The following is a 16667-nucleotide window of genomic DNA, read 5'->3' on the forward strand; positions in this document are numbered from 1 at the left end:
TTCTTTACGCGGAGGGGAGTACTCCCGGCTCGCGGCGTGCCCGTCAATACGGACCGACAGAGAGGTCCCGGGGCGTCGGCCCGTGGCGCACGCCCGGGTGGAGGAGACCTCCGGCAGCGACGACGCTGATCAGTAGCCGTACGACGCCGGAGGCGCAGTGGACGTTTCATTGACTCTCTGGGTGCTGACCATTCTCGGTCTGAGCGCCCTCATCGCGGTCGACTTCTTCATCGGGCGCAAGCCCCACGACGTGTCGATCAAGGAAGCCGGAATCTGGACCGTCGTCTGGATCGTGCTGGCCGCGCTCTTCGGCCTCGGCCTGTTGTTCGCCGGTGAGAGCCAGGCGTCGGGCGAGTTCTTCGCGGGCTTCATCACCGAGAAGTCGCTGAGTGTCGACAACCTCTTCGTCTTCGTCCTGATCATGGCGAAGTTCGCGGTGCCGTCGCACCTGCAGCAGCGGGTGCTGCTGATCGGTGTACTCATCGCCCTGGTGCTGCGCGCCATCTTCATCGCGGCCGGTGCGGCGATCATCGCCAGCTTCTCCTGGGTCTTCTACATCTTCGGCGCGTTCCTGATCTACACCGCCTGGAAGCTCATCCAGGAGGCGCGGTCGGACGAGGAGGACGAGGAGTTCGAGGAGAACAGGCTCCTCAAGTCGATCGAGCACCGCTTCGGAGTCGCCGACAAGTACCACGGCACCAAGCTCTTCATCCGTGTCAACGGGAAGCGCGTCCTGACGCCGCTGATGGTGGTCATGCTCGCCATCGGCACCACCGATGTGCTCTTCGCGCTGGACTCCATCCCCGCGATCTTCGGTCTGACCCAGGACCCGTACATCGTGTTCACGGCCAACGCCTTCGCGCTGATGGGTCTGCGGCAGCTGTACTTCCTCATCGGCGGACTGCTCAAGAAGCTGGTCCACCTCAGCTACGGCCTGTCGGTGATCCTCGGATTCATCGGCGTGAAGCTGGTACTGCACGCCCTGCACGAAAGCGGTGTGCACGTCCCGGAGATCTCCATCCCGGTCTCGCTGGCGGTCATCTGCGGCGTGCTGGTCATCACGACCATCACCAGCCTGATCGCCTCCAAGAAGCAGGCGGAGCGGGAGGCGGCCGAGGGCGCGAAGAAGGACAGCGTCGAGGCCTGACGGACCGCGCGGCACCGCGCACGCGGAGCACGCACCGGCGGGTGCGGACGGAAGCACCGTCCGCACCCGCCGTCGTCCGTTCCCGGCACCTCGTACCCTGACCCACGACAACGCCCGGCCGAGATCCAGGACGTGACCGCCATCGCCGTACGTACAGGCACGAAGGAGCCGCTGCCCGCGCTGCGGTTGTACCGGGCCGCCGAGCAGCCGCGAGCCGCCGTCCTGCTGCTGCACGGAGGCCGCGCCGATGCGCTGGAGCCGCCGCCCGTCCTCAACCTCCCGCTCGCGCGGATGAGGCCGTTCGCGCGGGCCATAGGCCGCGCCACGGCCGGACAGCGCGTGGCACTCGGCCGGGTCCGCTACGGCCGTCGCGGCTGGAACGGCGAGCGCGCGGACGCGGCCCGTGACGCGTGCCTGGCCATGGAAGAGCTGACCGCACTGACCGGCCCCGTGCCGACGGTTCTTGTGGGCCACTCCATGGGCGCGCGGGCCGCCCTGCACGCGGCCGGACACCCGCAGGTGAAGGCGGTCGTCGGGCTCGCCCCCTGGTGCCCGCCGGAGGACCCGGTCGACCACCTCGAAGGCAGGACCGTGGTGCTGCTGCACGGCGACCTCGACCGGACCACCGACCCGGCGGAAACCTGGGCGTTCGCCGCACGGGCCCGCGCGGCCGGCGCCGACGTCCGCGAACTGCCGATGCCCGGCGGCGACCACGCGATGCTCCGCGGCGCGGCCGACTGGCACGCGCACACCACACGCCTGGTGCTCGAACTGCTCGGCGCCGCGCGCTGACCGATGGCCGTGACCGACCCGGTGGCGGAGAGGCTCCACACCGGCCGCGCGGCCGGCGTGCAGCCCGGCTGTCTCACCAGCCGCGTGCGCGCCACTCGGCCAGGTGCGGCCGCTCCTCGCCCAGGCTGGTGTCCTTGCCGTGCCCCGGATACACCCATGTCTCGTCGGGGAGGCGGGCGAACAGCTTCTCCTCCACGCCGTCGAGCAGGCTCGTGAACGCCTTCGGGTCGTCGCGGGTGTTGCCCACACCGCCCGGGAACAGGCAGTCACCGGTGAAGACGTGCGGATGGCCGTGCGGGTCGTCGTAGACCAGCACGATCGACCCCGGAGTGTGACCCACCAGGTGACGGGCGGTCAGCTCCACGCGCCCCACCCGGATCGTGTCGCCGTCGTCGACGAGTACGTCGGTGGGGACGGGAATGCCGTCCGCGTCATGACGCCCGGCGTAGGTACGCGCGCCGGTCGCCCGGACCACGTCCTCCAGCGCCTGCCAGTGGTCGCCGTGCCGGTGCGTGGTCACGACGGAGACGATGGAGTCGTCGCCGACCAACTGCAGCAGCGTGTCCGGATCGGCCGCGGCGTCGATCAGCAACTGCTCGCCGGTGGCCCGGCAGCGCAACAGATAGGCGTTGTTGTCCATCGGTCCGACCGCGACCTTGGAGATCATCAGGTCGGCGAGTTCGTGCACGTCCGCCGGGCCGCCGACCTTCACCGCTCCGCTGTATGTCATGCGTCTCAGCCTATAGCGGGGGCAATACGGGCAGCGGGCCTCCGGCGCACTCCAGGGCCGAGCCGTCGCGGCGTCCGGACAGCCAGCCCAGAACGTCGGCGGGCGAGCCCGAGACGGTGACCGGAGTGCCCTCCGAACCGCCCGTCCGCCACTCGCCGCCGGCGGCGACGATCCTGGTCGGCGGCACGTCGGAGCGGCCGCTCCAGCGCTCGGCCAGGAACTCGGTCTCCCGCTCGGTGAACTCCTTCGGCAGGTCCTCCAGCTCGTACCCCGCTCCCAGGTCGACATGGTGCAGCTCGACCTCGACGAGGCGGCGGAACGGGACCCGGCCGGCGCGGTCGGTCACGCCGTTGCGCAGCTCCACGGTGCGCTCCCAGTCACCGAAGGCGCGGCCCGCCTCCTGGAAGCGTTCGGCAGAGGCCCGCAGGTCGTCGAGCTGCTCGGGGAGCGGTCGGGGCGCGTCGCGCTCGATGTCGGCGTCGCGCGCCTCACCTGTGACATACATCGGCCGGCCCTCGAGAACATTTACGAGCGCGTCGGCGTTACGGGAGACGTGGGTCAGTACGTGACCGCGGGTCCAGCCCGGCAGCCGTGACGGTCCGGCCACGGCCGCGTTGTCCAGTCCGGCGGCTGCGGTGAGGAGCCGGTCCGTCGCTTCGCGTAGAGAGCGCAGGTCGCTCACAGGATCGATCATGAGGTCGACCCTAGCCCCGCCCACTCGATCGGGTGAAGGTCTCGGCGGACGTCCTGAAATCGAATGCGCGTGCTATACGCTCGGTGGAGGCATCCTTGAAAGTCAGGCATTCATCTTCTGGCGGCCCCCATAGGCTGGGAATCAGCCTCGGACGGGGGCTGTGCCTCCGCTTCTACTCAGAAAGGTGCGGACCGGCGTGGCCGACCGTCTCATCGTTCGTGGCGCTCGCGAGCACAACCTGAAAAACGTCTCGCTCGACCTCCCGCGTGACTCCCTCATCGTGTTCACCGGGCTCTCGGGGTCTGGCAAGTCGTCCCTCGCGTTCGACACGATCTTCGCCGAGGGGCAGCGCCGGTACGTCGAATCGCTCTCCTCCTACGCCCGGCAGTTCCTCGGACAGATGGACAAGCCGGACGTCGACTTCATCGAGGGCCTCTCCCCGGCCGTCTCGATCGACCAGAAATCGACCTCGCGCAACCCGCGCTCCACCGTCGGCACCATCACCGAGGTCTACGACTACCTGCGTCTGCTGTTCGCGCGCATCGGCAAGCCGCACTGTCCCGAGTGCCGCAGGCCCATCTCGCGCCAGTCGCCGCAGGCGATCGTCGACAGGGTGCTCGAGCTGCCCGAGGGCAGCCGCTTCCAGGTGCTCTCGCCGCTGGTGCGTGAGCGCAAGGGCGAGTTCGTCGACCTCTTCTCCGACCTGCAGACCAAGGGCTACAGCCGGGCGCGGGTCGACGGGAAGACCATCCAGCTCGCCGAGCCGCCCACGCTGAAGAAGCAGGAGAAGCACACGATCGAGGTGGTCGTCGACCGCCTCACCGTGAAGGACTCCGCCAAGCGCCGGCTCACCGACTCCGTCGAGACCGCGCTCGGACTCTCCGGCGGCATGGTCGTGCTCGACTTCGTCGACCTCCCCGAGGACGACCCCGAGCGCGAGCGGATGTACTCGGAGCACCTGTACTGCCCGTACGACGACCTGTCCTTCGAGGAGCTCGAGCCCCGCTCCTTCTCCTTCAACTCGCCCTTCGGCGCCTGCCCCGACTGCACCGGCATCGGCACGCGCATGGAGGTCGACCCCGAGCTGATCGTCCCCGACGAGGAGAAGTCCCTCGACGAGGGCGCGATCCACCCGTGGTCGCACGGCCACACCAAGGAGTACTTCGGCCGTCTGATCGACGGGCTCGCCCAGGCGCTCGGCTTCTCCACGGACATGCCCTGGGCCGGGCTGCCCGCCCGCGCCAAGAAGGCCCTGCTCCACGGCCACAAGACCCAGCTCGAGGTCCGCTACCGCAACCGCTACGGCCGCGAGCGCGCCTGGACGACCCCGGCCTTCGAAGGGGCCGTGCAGTTCGTCAAGCGGCGGCACTCCGAGGCCGAGAGCGACTCCAGCAGGGAGCGCTTCGAGGGGTACATGCGCGAGGTGCCGTGCCCCACCTGTGAGGGCACCCGGCTCAAGCCGATCGTTCTCGCGGTCACCGTGATGGAGAAGTCCATCGCGGAGGTCTCCGCGATGTCGATCAGCGAGTGCGCCGAGTTCCTCGGCCGCCTCAAGCTCAACGCCCGCGACAAGAAGATCGCCGAGCGGGTCCTCAAGGAGGTCAACGAGCGGCTGCGCTTCCTCGTCGACGTCGGTCTGGACTATCTGTCGCTCAACCGTGCCGCCGGCACTCTGTCCGGCGGCGAGGCCCAGCGGATCCGGCTCGCCACCCAGATCGGCTCCGGCCTCGTCGGCGTGCTCTACGTCCTCGACGAGCCGTCCATCGGTCTCCACCAGCGGGACAACCACCGGCTGATCGAGACCCTCGTCCGCCTGCGCGACATGGGCAACACGCTCATCGTCGTGGAACACGACGAGGACACGATCAAGGTCGCGGACTGGGTCGTCGACATCGGCCCCGGCGCGGGCGAGCACGGCGGCAAGGTCGTGCACTCCGGGTCGCTGAAGCAGCTGCTGTCCAACAAGGAGTCGATCACAGGGCAGTACCTGTCCGGGAAGCGGTCCATCCCGACCCCGGAGCTGCGCCGCCCGGTCGACCCGTCGCGCAGGCTGACCGTTCACGGCGCCCGCGAGAACAACCTCCGGGACATCGACGTCGCGTTCCCGCTCGGCGTCCTCACGGCCGTCACCGGAGTCTCCGGCTCCGGAAAGTCGACCCTGGTCAACGACATCCTCTACACCCACCTCGCCCGCGAGCTGAACGGCGCGAAGTCGGTGCCGGGCCGGCACACCCGGGTCGACGGCGACGACCTCGTCGACAAGGTCGTCCACGTCGACCAGTCGCCCATCGGCCGCACCCCGCGGTCCAACCCGGCGACGTACACGGGCGTCTTCGACCACGTCCGCAGGCTCTTCGCGGAGACGATGGAGGCCAAGGTCCGCGGTTATCTGCCGGGCCGGTTCTCCTTCAACGTCAAGGGCGGCCGCTGCGAGAACTGCTCCGGCGACGGCACCATCAAGATCGAGATGAACTTCCTGCCGGACGTCTACGTCCCGTGCGAGGTCTGCCACGGAGCGCGGTACAACCGCGAGACGCTGGAGGTCCACTACAAGGGCAAGTCCATCGCCGAGGTCCTGGACATGCCGATCGAGGAGGCGCTGCACTTCTTCGAGGCCGTCCCGACGATCTCCCGCCATCTGCGCACCCTCAACGAGGTGGGACTCGGCTACGTCAGGCTCGGTCAGTCCGCGCCGACGCTGTCGGGCGGTGAGGCGCAGCGGGTGAAGCTGGCGTCCGAACTGCAGAAGCGGTCCACCGGCCGCACGGTCTACGTCCTGGACGAGCCGACCACCGGTCTGCACTTCGAGGACATCAGCAAGCTGATCAACGTGCTGTCCGACCTTGTCGACAAGGGGAACTCGGTGATCGTCATCGAGCACAACCTCGATGTCATCAAGACGGCGGACTGGGTCGTGGACATGGGCCCGGAGGGCGGCAGCGGCGGTGGCCTGGTCATCGCCGAGGGCACACCCGAGCAGGTCGCGGGCGTCCCGGCGAGCCACACCGGCAAGTTCCTGCGCGACATCCTCGACGCGGATCGGATCAGCGACGCGGCGGCGGCGGTGCCGGCGGCGCGTAAGCCGGCGAAGTCGGCGAAGGCCGCGGCGTCGGTGAAGGCGGCGTCGGTGGCGAAGCCTGCGAAGAAGACGGTGGCGCGGGCGGCGCGGAAGGGGTGACGGCGGTGGGTCCGCTGCGCGGGCGTGTCCCCGCCCACCTCGCCCCTTCCCGAAACCGGGGGCTCCCGCCCCGGACCCCCGCCTCGAGCGCGGGCGAGGCTGAAGCTGCCCGGCAACCAGCCCGGGAAGGGGCGGACAACCAGCCCGGGAAGGGGCGGAGTGGGGAAACGGTCCCGCGCAGCGGACCCGCCCCCACCCGCCCGACGCCGCGGCGATCTCCGCCGGTATCGTCGGGTCTGTCGGGGCGGCGATGCCCTCGGCCGAACCGCATCACACCTGACTCGACCCACCCATGGAGTCCCCATGTCCCCGACCGCCCGCCGTACCGTCCTGAAGGGCGCCGCCGTCGCCGGGGCCGCCGGGCTGGGGGTCGTCGGATGTTCCACCGACTCCAAGCTGGGGCACGCGGAGGTACCCACCCCCACCGCACCCGTGGACCTCGGTGCGGCGGACGCTGTGCCCGTCGGCGGGGCCAAGCTGTACCGGGAGCAGCGTCTGATCGTGCACTGCCCCGCGGAGGGCCAGTACAAGGCTTTCAGCGCCCAGTGCACCCACGCCGGCTGCGTCCTCGACAAGGTGGAGGGCACCGAGGGCAACTGCCCCTGCCACGGCAGCCGTTTCGATGTGACGACCGGCAAGGCGCTGAAGGGTCCGGCCACCGTGCCGCTGCCCGAGGTCCCGGTGAGGGCCGAGGGCGGCAAGCTCGTCGCGGGCCCCGGCGCGTAATCCGGCAGACCCACGCCCGCAGGACCCGCGTCGGCAGGACGCCACGCCCGCAAGACCCACGCCCGCAGGATGCCACGCCCGCAAGACCCGGGCCCGTGGGACAGGGCTCAGCCCCAGTCCCAGGCGATGCCGAGGATCCCCGGGCGGACACCTTGCTCCACCAGGTGCACCGTGCGGTGCCTCGTCCCGGGCGTGAGTTCCGTGCGGGCGCCCCGCGGTGCCCCTGTCGTGGCCCGGGAGAAGCGGTGGCACCGCTCGGGCAGGGCGCCCTGCTCGAAGCGCACCTGCAGCATGTAGTGACCGCCGGCGGAGCTGAAGCCGCGTACGTACTCGGTGCTCGGGCCGCCGGTCCCGTCCTCGAAGCCGTAGCCGAAGACGTAGGTCTCGCCCTCCCGCAGCGGGGCGTCGAAGAGCAGCTCGGCGACCACGACGCCGCTCGCCCGGTCCCACCGCACCTGCCCCGTGCGGCAGTTCTCCAGGGCGCTCACCTCCACGGCCGCCGGGTCGCAGCCCGTCCCGCCGCGGTGGACCGCGAGACAGCGGTCGACGCCGTCGCGGTGGGCGCGTACGACCTGCTGCGAGTCACGTCCGAGCAGCTGCCGCCCCGCCCCGATCCGCACCCGTTCCTGGTGCCCGATGGTGTGCAGGCCCCGGCCCCCGGGGGAGCGGAGACCCCCGAGGAGCCGTTCCGCCGCGTCCAGGGAGCCCACGAGCGCGTGGGGGGAGCGGCCGGCGGGCCGCTCGGTCTCCGCCGGCCCGCCGTCCTCGCCGCTGCCGAGCAGCCGCACCAGGGATCCGGCCGGGAGGCCGAGGACCTCCTCCAGCGCTCGCACCGCCCGCAGCGACTCGGGGCGCTGCGGGCGCCGGGCGCCCTGCTGCCAGTAACTGAGGCTCGTCACGCCGACCTTGATCCCACGGTGGGCGAGGTGGTGCTGGACGCGCTGGAGCGGCAGGCCCCGTACCGCGAGGGCGGCGCGGAGCGCGAGATGGAAGGGGCCGGTGTGCAGCACCTGTGCCAGTTCGGCCTCGGTGTGGCCCATGGATTCCTCCGGGACGTGGAGCGCCGGACGGAAGTGTTCACATCCGGATCGGGCCGTTCACAGCGCCGCGTAACCCCGCATTGAAGCGTGTTGATCTGCCCGCGACAAGGGCCGTCGCCCAGAGATGTCGGGCGCTCACCGCGGAGGGGGTAGAAGGGGCGATCATGTCCCTGACGGGAGTGGCCGGGCTGTCACTGCCCGCAAGTAGGGTGGACGGCATGGCCGACCCCTCCAGCTACCGCCCCAAGCCGGGACAGATCCCCGACTCGCCAGGGGTCTACCGGTTCCGTGACGAGCACCGCCGGGTGATCTACGTCGGCAAGGCCAAGAGCCTGCGCCAGCGCCTCGCCAGCTACTTCCAGGACCTGGCGAATCTCCACCCGCGCACCCGCACCATGGTCACCACCGCGGCCTCCGTCGAGTGGACGGTCGTCTCCACCGAGGTGGAGGCGCTGCAGCTGGAGTACTCCTGGATCAAGGAGTACGACCCCCGGTTCAACGTCAAGTACCGGGACGACAAGAGCTATCCGTATCTGGCGGTCACCCTCGACGAGGAGTTCCCGAGGGTGCAGGTCATGCGCGGCGCCAAGCGCAAGGGCGTGCGGTACTTCGGTCCTTACGGGCACGCCTGGGCCATCCGCGAGACCGTCGACCTGATGCTGCGCGTCTTCCCCGTGCGCACCTGCTCCGCGGGCGTCTTCCGCAACCATGTGCAGAAGGGCCGCCCCTGTCTGCTCGGTTACATCGGCAAGTGCTCCGCACCCTGTGTGGGCCGCGTCACCCCCGAGGAGCACCGCGAACTGGCGGAGGAGTTCTGCGACTTCATGGCCGGTCGCACCGGCACGTACATCCGCCGCCTCGAGAAGCAGATGATGGCCGCCGCCGAGGAGATGGAGTACGAGAAGGCCGCCCGGCTGCGCGACGACATAGGGGCCCTCAAGCGCGCCCTCGAGAAGAACGCGGTGGTGCTGGCCGACGCGACCGACGCCGACCTCATCGCGCTCGCGGAGGACGAGCTGGAGGCCGCCGTGCAGATCTTCCACGTCCGCGGCGGCCGCGTCCGCGGCCAGCGCGGCTGGGTCACCGACAAGGTCGAGAACGTGGACACGGCCGGCCTGGTCGAGCACGCGCTCCAGCAGCTGTACGGCGAGGAAAGCGGCGACGCCGTCCCCAAGGAGGTCCTGGTCCCCGCCCTGCCGGAGGACACGGACGCCGTCACCGAGTGGCTGACCGGCCGGCGCGGCGCGGCCGTCTCCCTGCGCGTTCCGCAGCGCGGTGACAAGAAGGCCCTGATGGAGACCGTCGAGCGCAACGCGCTCCAGGCCCTCGGACTGCACAAGACCAAGCGCGCCAGCGATCTGACCACCCGCTCCCGCGCCTTGGAGGAGATCGCGGAGGCGCTCGGCCTGGACTCGGCCCCGCTGCGCATCGAGTGCTTCGACATCTCGCACCTCCAGGGCGAGGACGTGGTGGCGTCCATGGTCGTCTTCGAGGACGGCCTCGCCCGCAAGAGCGAGTACCGCCGCTTCCAGATCAAGGGCTTCGAGGGGCAGGACGACGTCCGGTCCATGCACGAGGTGATCACCCGGCGTTTCAAGCGGTATCTCGCGGAGAAGGACCGCACCGGCGAGTGGATCGGCGGTGACGACCCGGCGCACGAGGCGCTGGAGGAGGACGGCCGGCCCAAGAAGTTCGCGTACCCGCCGCAGCTGGTCGTCGTCGACGGCGGGCGGCCGCAGGTCGCCGCGGCCAAGCGCGCCCTGGACGAACTCGGGATCGACGACGTCGCGGTCTGCGGTCTCGCCAAGCGGCTCGAGGAGGTCTGGCTGCCGCAGGAGGACGATCCCGTGGTCATGCCGCGGTCGAGCGAGGGCCTGTATCTCCTCCAGCGGGTGCGTGACACGGCTCACGACTTCGCCATCCGCTATCAGCGCTCCAAGCGGTCCAAGCGCATCAGGACCAGCCCCCTGGACGCGGTCCCCGGTCTGGGGGAGACCAGGAAGCAGGCCCTGATCAAGCATTTCGGCTCGGTCAAGCGTCTGCGGCAGGCGACAATCGAGCAGATCTGCGAGGTTCCCGGCATGGGCCGTAAGACCGCCGAGTCGGTCGTGGTGGCGCTGGCGCAGGCGGCGGCGCCCGCGCCCGCCGTGAACACCGCGACAGGAGAGATCATTGAAGAGAGCGACGGGGGCAGCACGACATGACTGAGCACGACGGAGACGGAGCAGCAGACGTGAGTACGGGCAACGGCACCGAGCCCCGTGAGGCCACGGCGGACGTGGCCATCCCGGAGCTGGTGATCATCTCCGGTATGTCGGGCGCGGGCCGCAGTACGGCCGCCAAGTGCCTGGAGGACCTCGGCTGGTTCGTCGTCGACAATCTGCCGCCCGCGCTGATCCCCACGATGGTGGAGCTCGGCGCCCGCTCCCAGGGGAACGTGGCCCGGATCGCGGTCGTCGTCGACGTACGCGGCCGGCGTTTCTTCGACAACCTCCGCGAGTCCCTGGCCGACCTGGACGCCAAGCAGGTCACCCGCCGGATCGTTTTCCTGGAGTCCTCGGACGATGCCCTCGTGCGCCGTTTCGAGTCGGTCCGGCGCCCGCACCCGCTGCAGGGCGACGGCCGGATCGTCGACGGCATCGCGGCCGAGCGCGACCTGCTGCGGGAGCTGCGCGGCGACGCCGACCTGGTGATCGACACCTCCGGCCTGAACGTCCACGAGCTGCGCGCCAAGATGGACGCCCAGTTCGCGGGCGACGAGAAGCCGGAGCTGCGGGCCACGGTGATGTCGTTCGGCTTCAAGTACGGCCTGCCCGTCGACGCGGACCTCGTCGTCGACATGCGCTTCCTGCCGAACCCGCACTGGGTGCCGGAGCTGCGTCCCTTCACCGGTCTGAACGACGAGGTGTCGAACTACGTCTTCAACCAGCCCGGTGCCAAGGAGTTCCTCGACCGCTACACCGAGCTGCTCCAGCTGATCGCCGCCGGCTACCGCCGCGAGGGCAAGCGCTATGTGACCGTCGCCGTCGGCTGCACCGGCGGCAAGCACCGCTCTGTCGCCACCTCGGAGAAGCTCGCCGCCCGTCTGTCCGCCGCCGGTGTCGAGACCGTCGTCGTCCACCGGGACCTGGGGCGCGAGTGACCGGACGCAACCTCCGGCTGCGGCGGCTGCGCAGGACCACGCGCACGCCGTCGGCCCGGAAGCGCGGAGCCCAGCCCAAGGTCGTCGCCCTCGGCGGCGGGATGGGACTGTCCGCCTCCCTCACGGCGCTCCGCCGTATCACCGGCGACCTCACGGCGGTCGTCACCGTTGCCGACGACGGCGGTTCCAGCGGCCGGCTCCGTGAGGAGCTCGGCGTGCTGCCTCCCGGCGACCTGCGTAAAGCCCTGGCGGCGCTGTGCGGCGACGACGACTGGGGCCAGACCTGGGCGCGGGTCATCCAGCACCGTTTCCAGTCCCAGGGCGAGCTGCACGAGCACGCGGTCGGCAATCTGCTGATCGTGGCGCTGTGGGAGCAGTTCGGCGACCATGTCCAGGCGCTGGACCTGGTCGGCAAGCTGCTCGGCGCGCACGGCCGGGTGCTGCCCATGTCGGCCGTGCCGCTCGAGCTCCAGGCGCTGGTGCGCGGGCACGACCCGAGCCGCCCGGACGACGTGGACACCGTGCGTGGCCAGGCGACCGTGGCGCTCACGCCCGGTGAGGTGCAGTCCGTGCATCTCGTGCCGAACGACCCGCCCGCCGTCCCGGAGGCCGTTGCCGCCGTCCTGGACGCCGACTGGGTCGTGCTCGGTCCGGGCTCCTGGTTCTCCTCGGTCATTCCGCACCTTCTCGTGCCCGAACTGCTCGACGCACTGGTGCAGACCAAGGCCCGCAAGGTGCTCTCGCTCAATCTCGCCCCGCAGCCCGGAGAAACTGAGGGCTTCTCCCCGCAGCGTCATTTGGAGGTTTTGGGACGACACGCGCCTAAACTCGCCCTGGACGTGGTGCTGGCCGACGAGGCCGCAGTGCCCGACCGCGAGTCCCTCGCCGACGCCGCCAAGCGGCTGGGCGCCGCGGTCGAGCTGGCTCCGGTGGCCTCTCCCGACGGACTTCCGAAGCACGACCCGGAGCTGTTGGCCGCCGCGTACGACCGTATTTTTCGGATGCATGGAAGGATCGGCCCATGGCGATGACGGCAGCGGTGAAGGACGAGATCTCCCGGCTCCCCGTCACCCGGACCTGCTGCAGAAAAGCGGAGGTCTCGGCCATCCTGCGGTTCGCGGGCGGTCTGCACCTGGTGAGCGGCCGCATCGTGATCGAGGCGGAGCTGGACACCGGCATCGCCGCGCGCCGGCTCAAACGGGACATCCTGGAGATCTTCGGCCACAGCTCGGAGCTGATGGTCATGGCTCCCGGCGGTCTGCGCCGCGGCTCCCGATTCGTCGTCCGGGTGGTGGCGGGCGGTGACCAGCTGGCCCGCCAGACGGGTCTGGTCGACGGCCGGGGGCGCCCGATCAGGGGCCTGCCGCCCCAGGTGGTCTCTGGTGCGACATGTGACGCGGAGGCCGCCTGGCGGGGCGCCTTCCTGGCGCACGGTTCACTGACCGAACCCGGCCGGTCGTCCTCGCTGGAGGTCACCTGCCCGGGGCCGGAGGCGGCCCTCGCGCTGGTGGGCGCCGCACGCCGGCTCTCGATCGCCGCGAAGGCGCGCGAGGTGCGGGGCGTGGACCGGGTGGTCGTCCGTGACGGTGATGCGATCGGAGCCCTGTTGACGCGGCTCGGGGCGCACGAGTCGGTGCTGGCGTGGGAGGAGCGACGGATGCGGCGCGAGGTGCGCGCGACCGCCAACCGCCTGGCCAATTTCGACGACGCCAATCTGCGCCGCTCCGCCCGTGCCGCCGTGGCGGCGGGCGCCCGGGTGCAGCGTGCTCTGGAGATCCTCGGCGAGGAGGTCCCCGAGCATCTCGCGGCGGCGGGTCGGCTGCGCATGGAGCACAAGCAGGCCTCGCTGGAGGAGCTGGGGGCGCTCGCCGACCCGCCGCTGACCAAGGACGCGGTCGCGGGCCGGATCCGCCGCCTGCTGGCGATGGCGGACAAGCGCGCCCAGGACCTGGGTCTCCCGGGGACGGAGTCCAACCTGACGGAGGAGATGGCCGACGGTCTGGTCGGCTGACGCTCCCGGCATGTAGCTCGACAGCTTTACTGCCGACGCCTCTTGAGGCGTCGGCAGTGTCGTTTCCAAGCCCGCGTGGGCCGGTGCGGCCCTATTGACATGATCATGGAGAGTCATGAGCCTGTCGCATGCCCGTCATCACGGCGGACACGAGCACTTTCCTGGCAGACAACAGCAAGGGGGGCTTATGAGACGCAGAGCGAGATCGATCCTCGCTGCTGCCGCACTCCTGGTCGCAGGGGTGTCGGCAGCGCCGATCGCGCAGGCCGACTCCGAGGGCGGGAACGGCGAAGAACTCGCCGTATGGCACGCGGAAGTGAGCAAGGATCAGGTGCCGCTGATCCTCGCGGCAGGCACCGACGGCCATGAGCTGGGCGAGCAGATCCCGGACAAGGGCTCCGCCACCATCGAGCTCCACCTCACCCAGCGGCAGGCCGGCGAACTGCGTGAGCAGGGCGTCGACATCACCGAGCACACCCTCTCCGACAAGGCGGAGAAGCGCCTCGCCGCCGCAGGCGACGGTGTCTTCCGCCCGTACGGCGGCGAAGGCGGCCTCAAGGACGAGATCCTCGACACCGCCAGGGCCCATCCGGCCCTCACCAAGGTCGTGAGCATCGGCCGTACCGTCAAGGGCCAGGACATCCTCGCCCTCAAGGTCTCCAAGGGCGCGGACAGGTACCGCGACGGCTCCAGGCCCGCCACGCTCTACATGTCCAACCAGCATGCCCGCGAGTGGATCACCCCGGAGATGACCCGGCGGCTGATGCACCACTACCTCGACGGCTACGGCAAGGACCCGAAGATCACGAAGATCGTCGATTCCACCGAGCTGTGGTTCGTCCTGTCGGCCAACCCCGACGGTTACGACCACACGTTCACCGGGACCGAAGAGCGCCAGTGGCGCAAGAACCTCCGCGACAACAACGGCGACGGCCGGATCACCGCGGGCGACGGCGTCGACCTCAACCGCAACTTCACCTACAAGTGGGGCTACGACAACGAGGGGTCCTCGCCCGACCCGTTCGACGAGACCTATCGCGGCACCGGCCCCGGATCCGAGCCCGAGACCAAGGCCATCGACCGCTTCCAGAAGCGCATCGGCTTCCAGTACGGCATCAACTACCACTCCGCCGCCCAGCTGCTGCTGTACGGAGTGGGCTGGCAGGTCGCCACACCGACCCCCGACGACGTCCTCTACGAGGCCCTCGCGGGCACACCGGGCAACTCCGCGATCCCCGGCTACCGGCCCCAGCTCTCCTCCGAGCTCTACACCACCAACGGCGAGGCCGACGGCCACGCGGCCAACGTCAACGGGATGATGATGTACACCCCGAGATGTCGACCTGCGCCACCGCCTCGCGCGTCGACCCCGACGACGAGTGGAACGCCGCGGACTGTGCGTCCATCTTCACCTTCCCCGACGACGAGGAACTGATCCAGCAGGAGTTCGCCAAGAACATCCCCTTCGCGCTCTCCGTCGCGGAAACGGCTGCCCACCCCGACCGGCCGTCCTCCGTCCTGGGCCTCACGGCCGCGGACTTCACCCCCGGCACCTTCGCCACCTCCTACGCGCGGGGCGAGGACCAGGAGGTCTCCGTCACCGCCCGCAGGTCGGTGCGCGACAAGGAGCTCAACTACCGCATCAACGGCGGCCGCACGCACGACGAGGAGCTACGCCCCTGGAAGGGCGGCGAGCGGTTCGGCGGCGAGGACAACCTCCACTTCGACGAGTACCGCGCGGAGGTCGAGGGCGCCGAGCCGGGCGACCGGGTCGAGGTGTGGTTCACCGGCAGGACCCGGAGCGGTGAACGCACCGCCAGCGAGCACTTCACGTACACCGTGGCGGAACGGCCGCGCGGTGACACGCTGGTGATCGCGGAAGAGGGCGGCACGGCCGCCGCGGCGCACACCGCCGCCTACACCCGCGCCCTCGCCGCCAACGGCCACCGCAGTGCCGTCTGGGACGTCGCCACACAGGGCGCCCCGCACCCGCTCGCCGTCCTCGGCCACTTCAGGACCGTCCTCTGGTACTCGGGCGCGGCCGAACCGTCCTGGGCCACCACGCAGGCCGTGCGCGCCTACCTCAACGAGGGCGGAAAGCTCGTTTCCATGGGCGAGCGCGCCGGTGGCGACGCCGACCTCGGCGGGGCGCTGAGCGACGACTTCTCCCAGTACTACCTCGGAGCCTCAGGACGGGCCTCGCTCGCCGGAGTGAGCGGCTTCCTCGGCACGGGACGTCTCACCGGCGCCTCCGGTGCCCTCGGGGGGGCCCCGGGCAACCCGCTTGACGCGGCCGGCGCCTACACGATCACCTCGGACACCTTGCCGCCGGACGAGTTCCCGCAGTTCGACAGCGCCGCCGCGGGTGACTACCCGGGCGCCAGGATGCCGTTCTCGCCGTACGGCGGCGAGTGGTACGCGGCGGTCACCCACCGCAACTCCTCGTGGGCGCGGCTGTCCCGCACGATCGACCTGACCGGCACGGCGGCTGCCGACCGGCCCACCCTGGACATGCGGCTGAGTTTCGACACGGAGCCCGGCTACGACAACGCCGTCGTCGAGGTCCACACCGTCGGCCAGGACGACTGGACGACGCTCCCCGACACCGGCGGCGGCACCTCCACCGAGGTCCCGGCCCAGTGCGACGGCGGCTTCTACATCGACCAGCACCCCTTCCTGCGGCACTACCTCACTCTCGGCGAGGACGCGTGCACGGCGAGCGGCACCACCGGCACGTGGAACTCCTTCACCGGGGCGTCCGACGGCTGGCGGGCGGCCTCCTTCGACCTGAGCGCCTACGCGGGCAAGCAGATCGAGGTCTCCGTCTCCTATGTCACCGACCCGAGCGAAGGCGGCCGCGGTGTATTCGTCGACGACACCCGGCTCGTCACCGGCGGCGCGGAGCAGCCCCCGAAGGCTTCGAGGCCTCGCTGGAGCCCTGGTCGGCCGCCGGCCCGCCCGAGGGCAGCCCCGCCCTGCGGGGGAACTGGGAGCGCAGTCAGGACCTGTATCCGTCCGCGGCGGCGGTGAGCACGCGCGACAGTGTGCTGATCGGTTTCGGCCTCGAGCATGTGCGAACGGCGTCCGACCGTGAGCGGATCGTCGGCGCTGCACTCAGGGCGCTGCGGCGCTGAAACGAGCCGTGACCGGGCGCGGGGCGACGCTGTTGACGCCCCGCGATCCGGTGCGGGACACGGTGGCCGAAAT

The 16667-nt window shown here is 70.5% G+C and carries 11 protein-coding genes and 1 pseudogene; 9 read left to right on the forward strand and 3 right to left on the reverse strand.

Annotated features, from left to right (window positions below; translation table 11 throughout):
- The first annotated feature begins 157 nt into the window (after positions 1–157).
- Positions 158–1147 (forward strand): TerC/Alx family metal homeostasis membrane protein, encoded by a 990-nt coding sequence (locus GLX30_RS26770; RefSeq protein ID WP_159693091.1) that lies wholly within the window; start codon positions 158–160, stop codon positions 1145–1147.
- Positions 1148–1288: 141 nt separating this feature from the next.
- Positions 1289–1939: an alpha/beta fold hydrolase gene (locus GLX30_RS26775; RefSeq protein ID WP_244258503.1), complete on the forward strand. Its 651-nt coding sequence runs from the start codon at positions 1289–1291 to the stop codon at positions 1937–1939.
- A gap of 73 nt (positions 1940–2012) precedes the next feature.
- Here the strand turns inward: GLX30_RS26775 and GLX30_RS26780 are convergent, their stop codons facing one another.
- On the reverse strand, positions 2013–2669 hold the full coding sequence (locus GLX30_RS26780; RefSeq protein WP_159693093.1) for an MBL fold metallo-hydrolase: 657 nt from the start codon (positions 2667–2669) through the stop codon (positions 2013–2015).
- Positions 2670–2679: 10 nt separating this feature from the next.
- Entirely contained in the window at positions 2680–3363 is a 684-nt protein-coding gene (locus GLX30_RS26785; RefSeq protein WP_159693095.1) for a maleylpyruvate isomerase family mycothiol-dependent enzyme, read from the reverse strand.
- Positions 3364–3559: 196 nt separating this feature from the next.
- Between GLX30_RS26785 and uvrA the strand changes: the two genes are divergently transcribed.
- A complete protein-coding gene (gene uvrA, locus GLX30_RS26790) occupies positions 3560–6541 on the forward strand; it encodes an excinuclease ABC subunit UvrA (protein WP_159693097.1) in 2982 nt (993 codons plus the stop codon).
- 303 nt (positions 6542–6844) lie between these two features.
- On the forward strand, positions 6845–7267 hold the full coding sequence (locus GLX30_RS26795; protein ID WP_159693099.1) for a Rieske (2Fe-2S) protein: 423 nt from the start codon (positions 6845–6847) through the stop codon (positions 7265–7267).
- A 107-nt stretch (positions 7268–7374) separates the two neighbouring features.
- Here the strand turns inward: GLX30_RS26795 and GLX30_RS26800 are convergent, their stop codons facing one another.
- Entirely contained in the window at positions 7375–8307 is a 933-nt protein-coding gene (locus GLX30_RS26800) for a hypothetical protein (protein ID WP_159693101.1), read from the reverse strand.
- A gap of 218 nt (positions 8308–8525) precedes the next feature.
- Here GLX30_RS26800 and uvrC point away from each other — a divergent pair, with 218 nt between their 5' ends.
- The 5 genes and pseudogenes from uvrC to GLX30_RS26825 all read left to right on the forward strand — a co-directional run bounded on the left by uvrC (position 8526) and on the right by GLX30_RS26825 (position 16594).
- Positions 8526–10511, forward strand: coding sequence for an excinuclease ABC subunit UvrC (gene uvrC / locus GLX30_RS26805; RefSeq protein WP_159695273.1), 1986 nt, complete (start codon positions 8526–8528; stop codon positions 10509–10511).
- Positions 10508–11449: an RNase adapter RapZ gene (rapZ, locus tag GLX30_RS26810; protein ID WP_159693103.1), complete on the forward strand. Its 942-nt coding sequence runs from the start codon at positions 10508–10510 to the stop codon at positions 11447–11449. The genes uvrC and rapZ overlap by 4 nt, the downstream gene beginning before the upstream one ends.
- Positions 11446–12480, forward strand: coding sequence for a uridine diphosphate-N-acetylglucosamine-binding protein YvcK (yvcK, locus tag GLX30_RS26815; RefSeq protein ID WP_159693105.1), 1035 nt, complete (start codon positions 11446–11448; stop codon positions 12478–12480). The genes rapZ and yvcK overlap by 4 nt, the downstream gene beginning before the upstream one ends.
- Positions 12471–13460 carry a DNA-binding protein WhiA gene (gene whiA / locus GLX30_RS26820; RefSeq protein WP_159693107.1) on the forward strand — a complete coding sequence of 330 codons (990 nt, stop codon included), beginning with the start codon at positions 12471–12473 and terminating at the stop codon, positions 13458–13460. The genes yvcK and whiA overlap by 10 nt, the downstream gene beginning before the upstream one ends.
- Before the next feature lie 187 nt (positions 13461–13647).
- A pseudogene (locus GLX30_RS26825) lies at positions 13648–16594 on the forward strand (M14 family zinc carboxypeptidase).
- The last annotated feature ends 73 nt before the right edge of the window (positions 16595–16667 follow it).

The organism is Streptomyces sp. Tu 2975 (assembly GCF_009832925.1).
Taxonomy (GTDB): Bacteria; Actinomycetota; Actinomycetes; order Streptomycetales; family Streptomycetaceae; genus Streptomyces.

Bases quoted from the DNA above. Each gene is read 5' to 3' on its own strand.
- uvrC (WP_159695273.1), top strand. From the start codon at position 8,526: ATGGCCGACCCCTCCAGCTACCGCCCCAAGCCGGGACAGATCCCCGAC.
- GLX30_RS26780 (WP_159693093.1), bottom strand. From the start codon at position 2,669: ATGACATACAGCGGAGCGGTGAAGGTCGGCGGCCCGGCGGACGTGCAC.
- rapZ (WP_159693103.1), top strand. From the start codon at position 10,508: ATGACTGAGCACGACGGAGACGGAGCAGCAGACGTGAGTACGGGCAAC.
- GLX30_RS26795 (WP_159693099.1), top strand. From the start codon at position 6,845: ATGTCCCCGACCGCCCGCCGTACCGTCCTGAAGGGCGCCGCCGTCGCC.
- GLX30_RS26785 (WP_159693095.1), bottom strand. From the start codon at position 3,363: ATGATCGATCCTGTGAGCGACCTGCGCTCTCTACGCGAAGCGACGGAC.
- whiA (WP_159693107.1), top strand. From the start codon at position 12,471: ATGGCGATGACGGCAGCGGTGAAGGACGAGATCTCCCGGCTCCCCGTC.
- GLX30_RS26800 (WP_159693101.1), bottom strand. From the start codon at position 8,307: ATGGGCCACACCGAGGCCGAACTGGCACAGGTGCTGCACACCGGCCCC.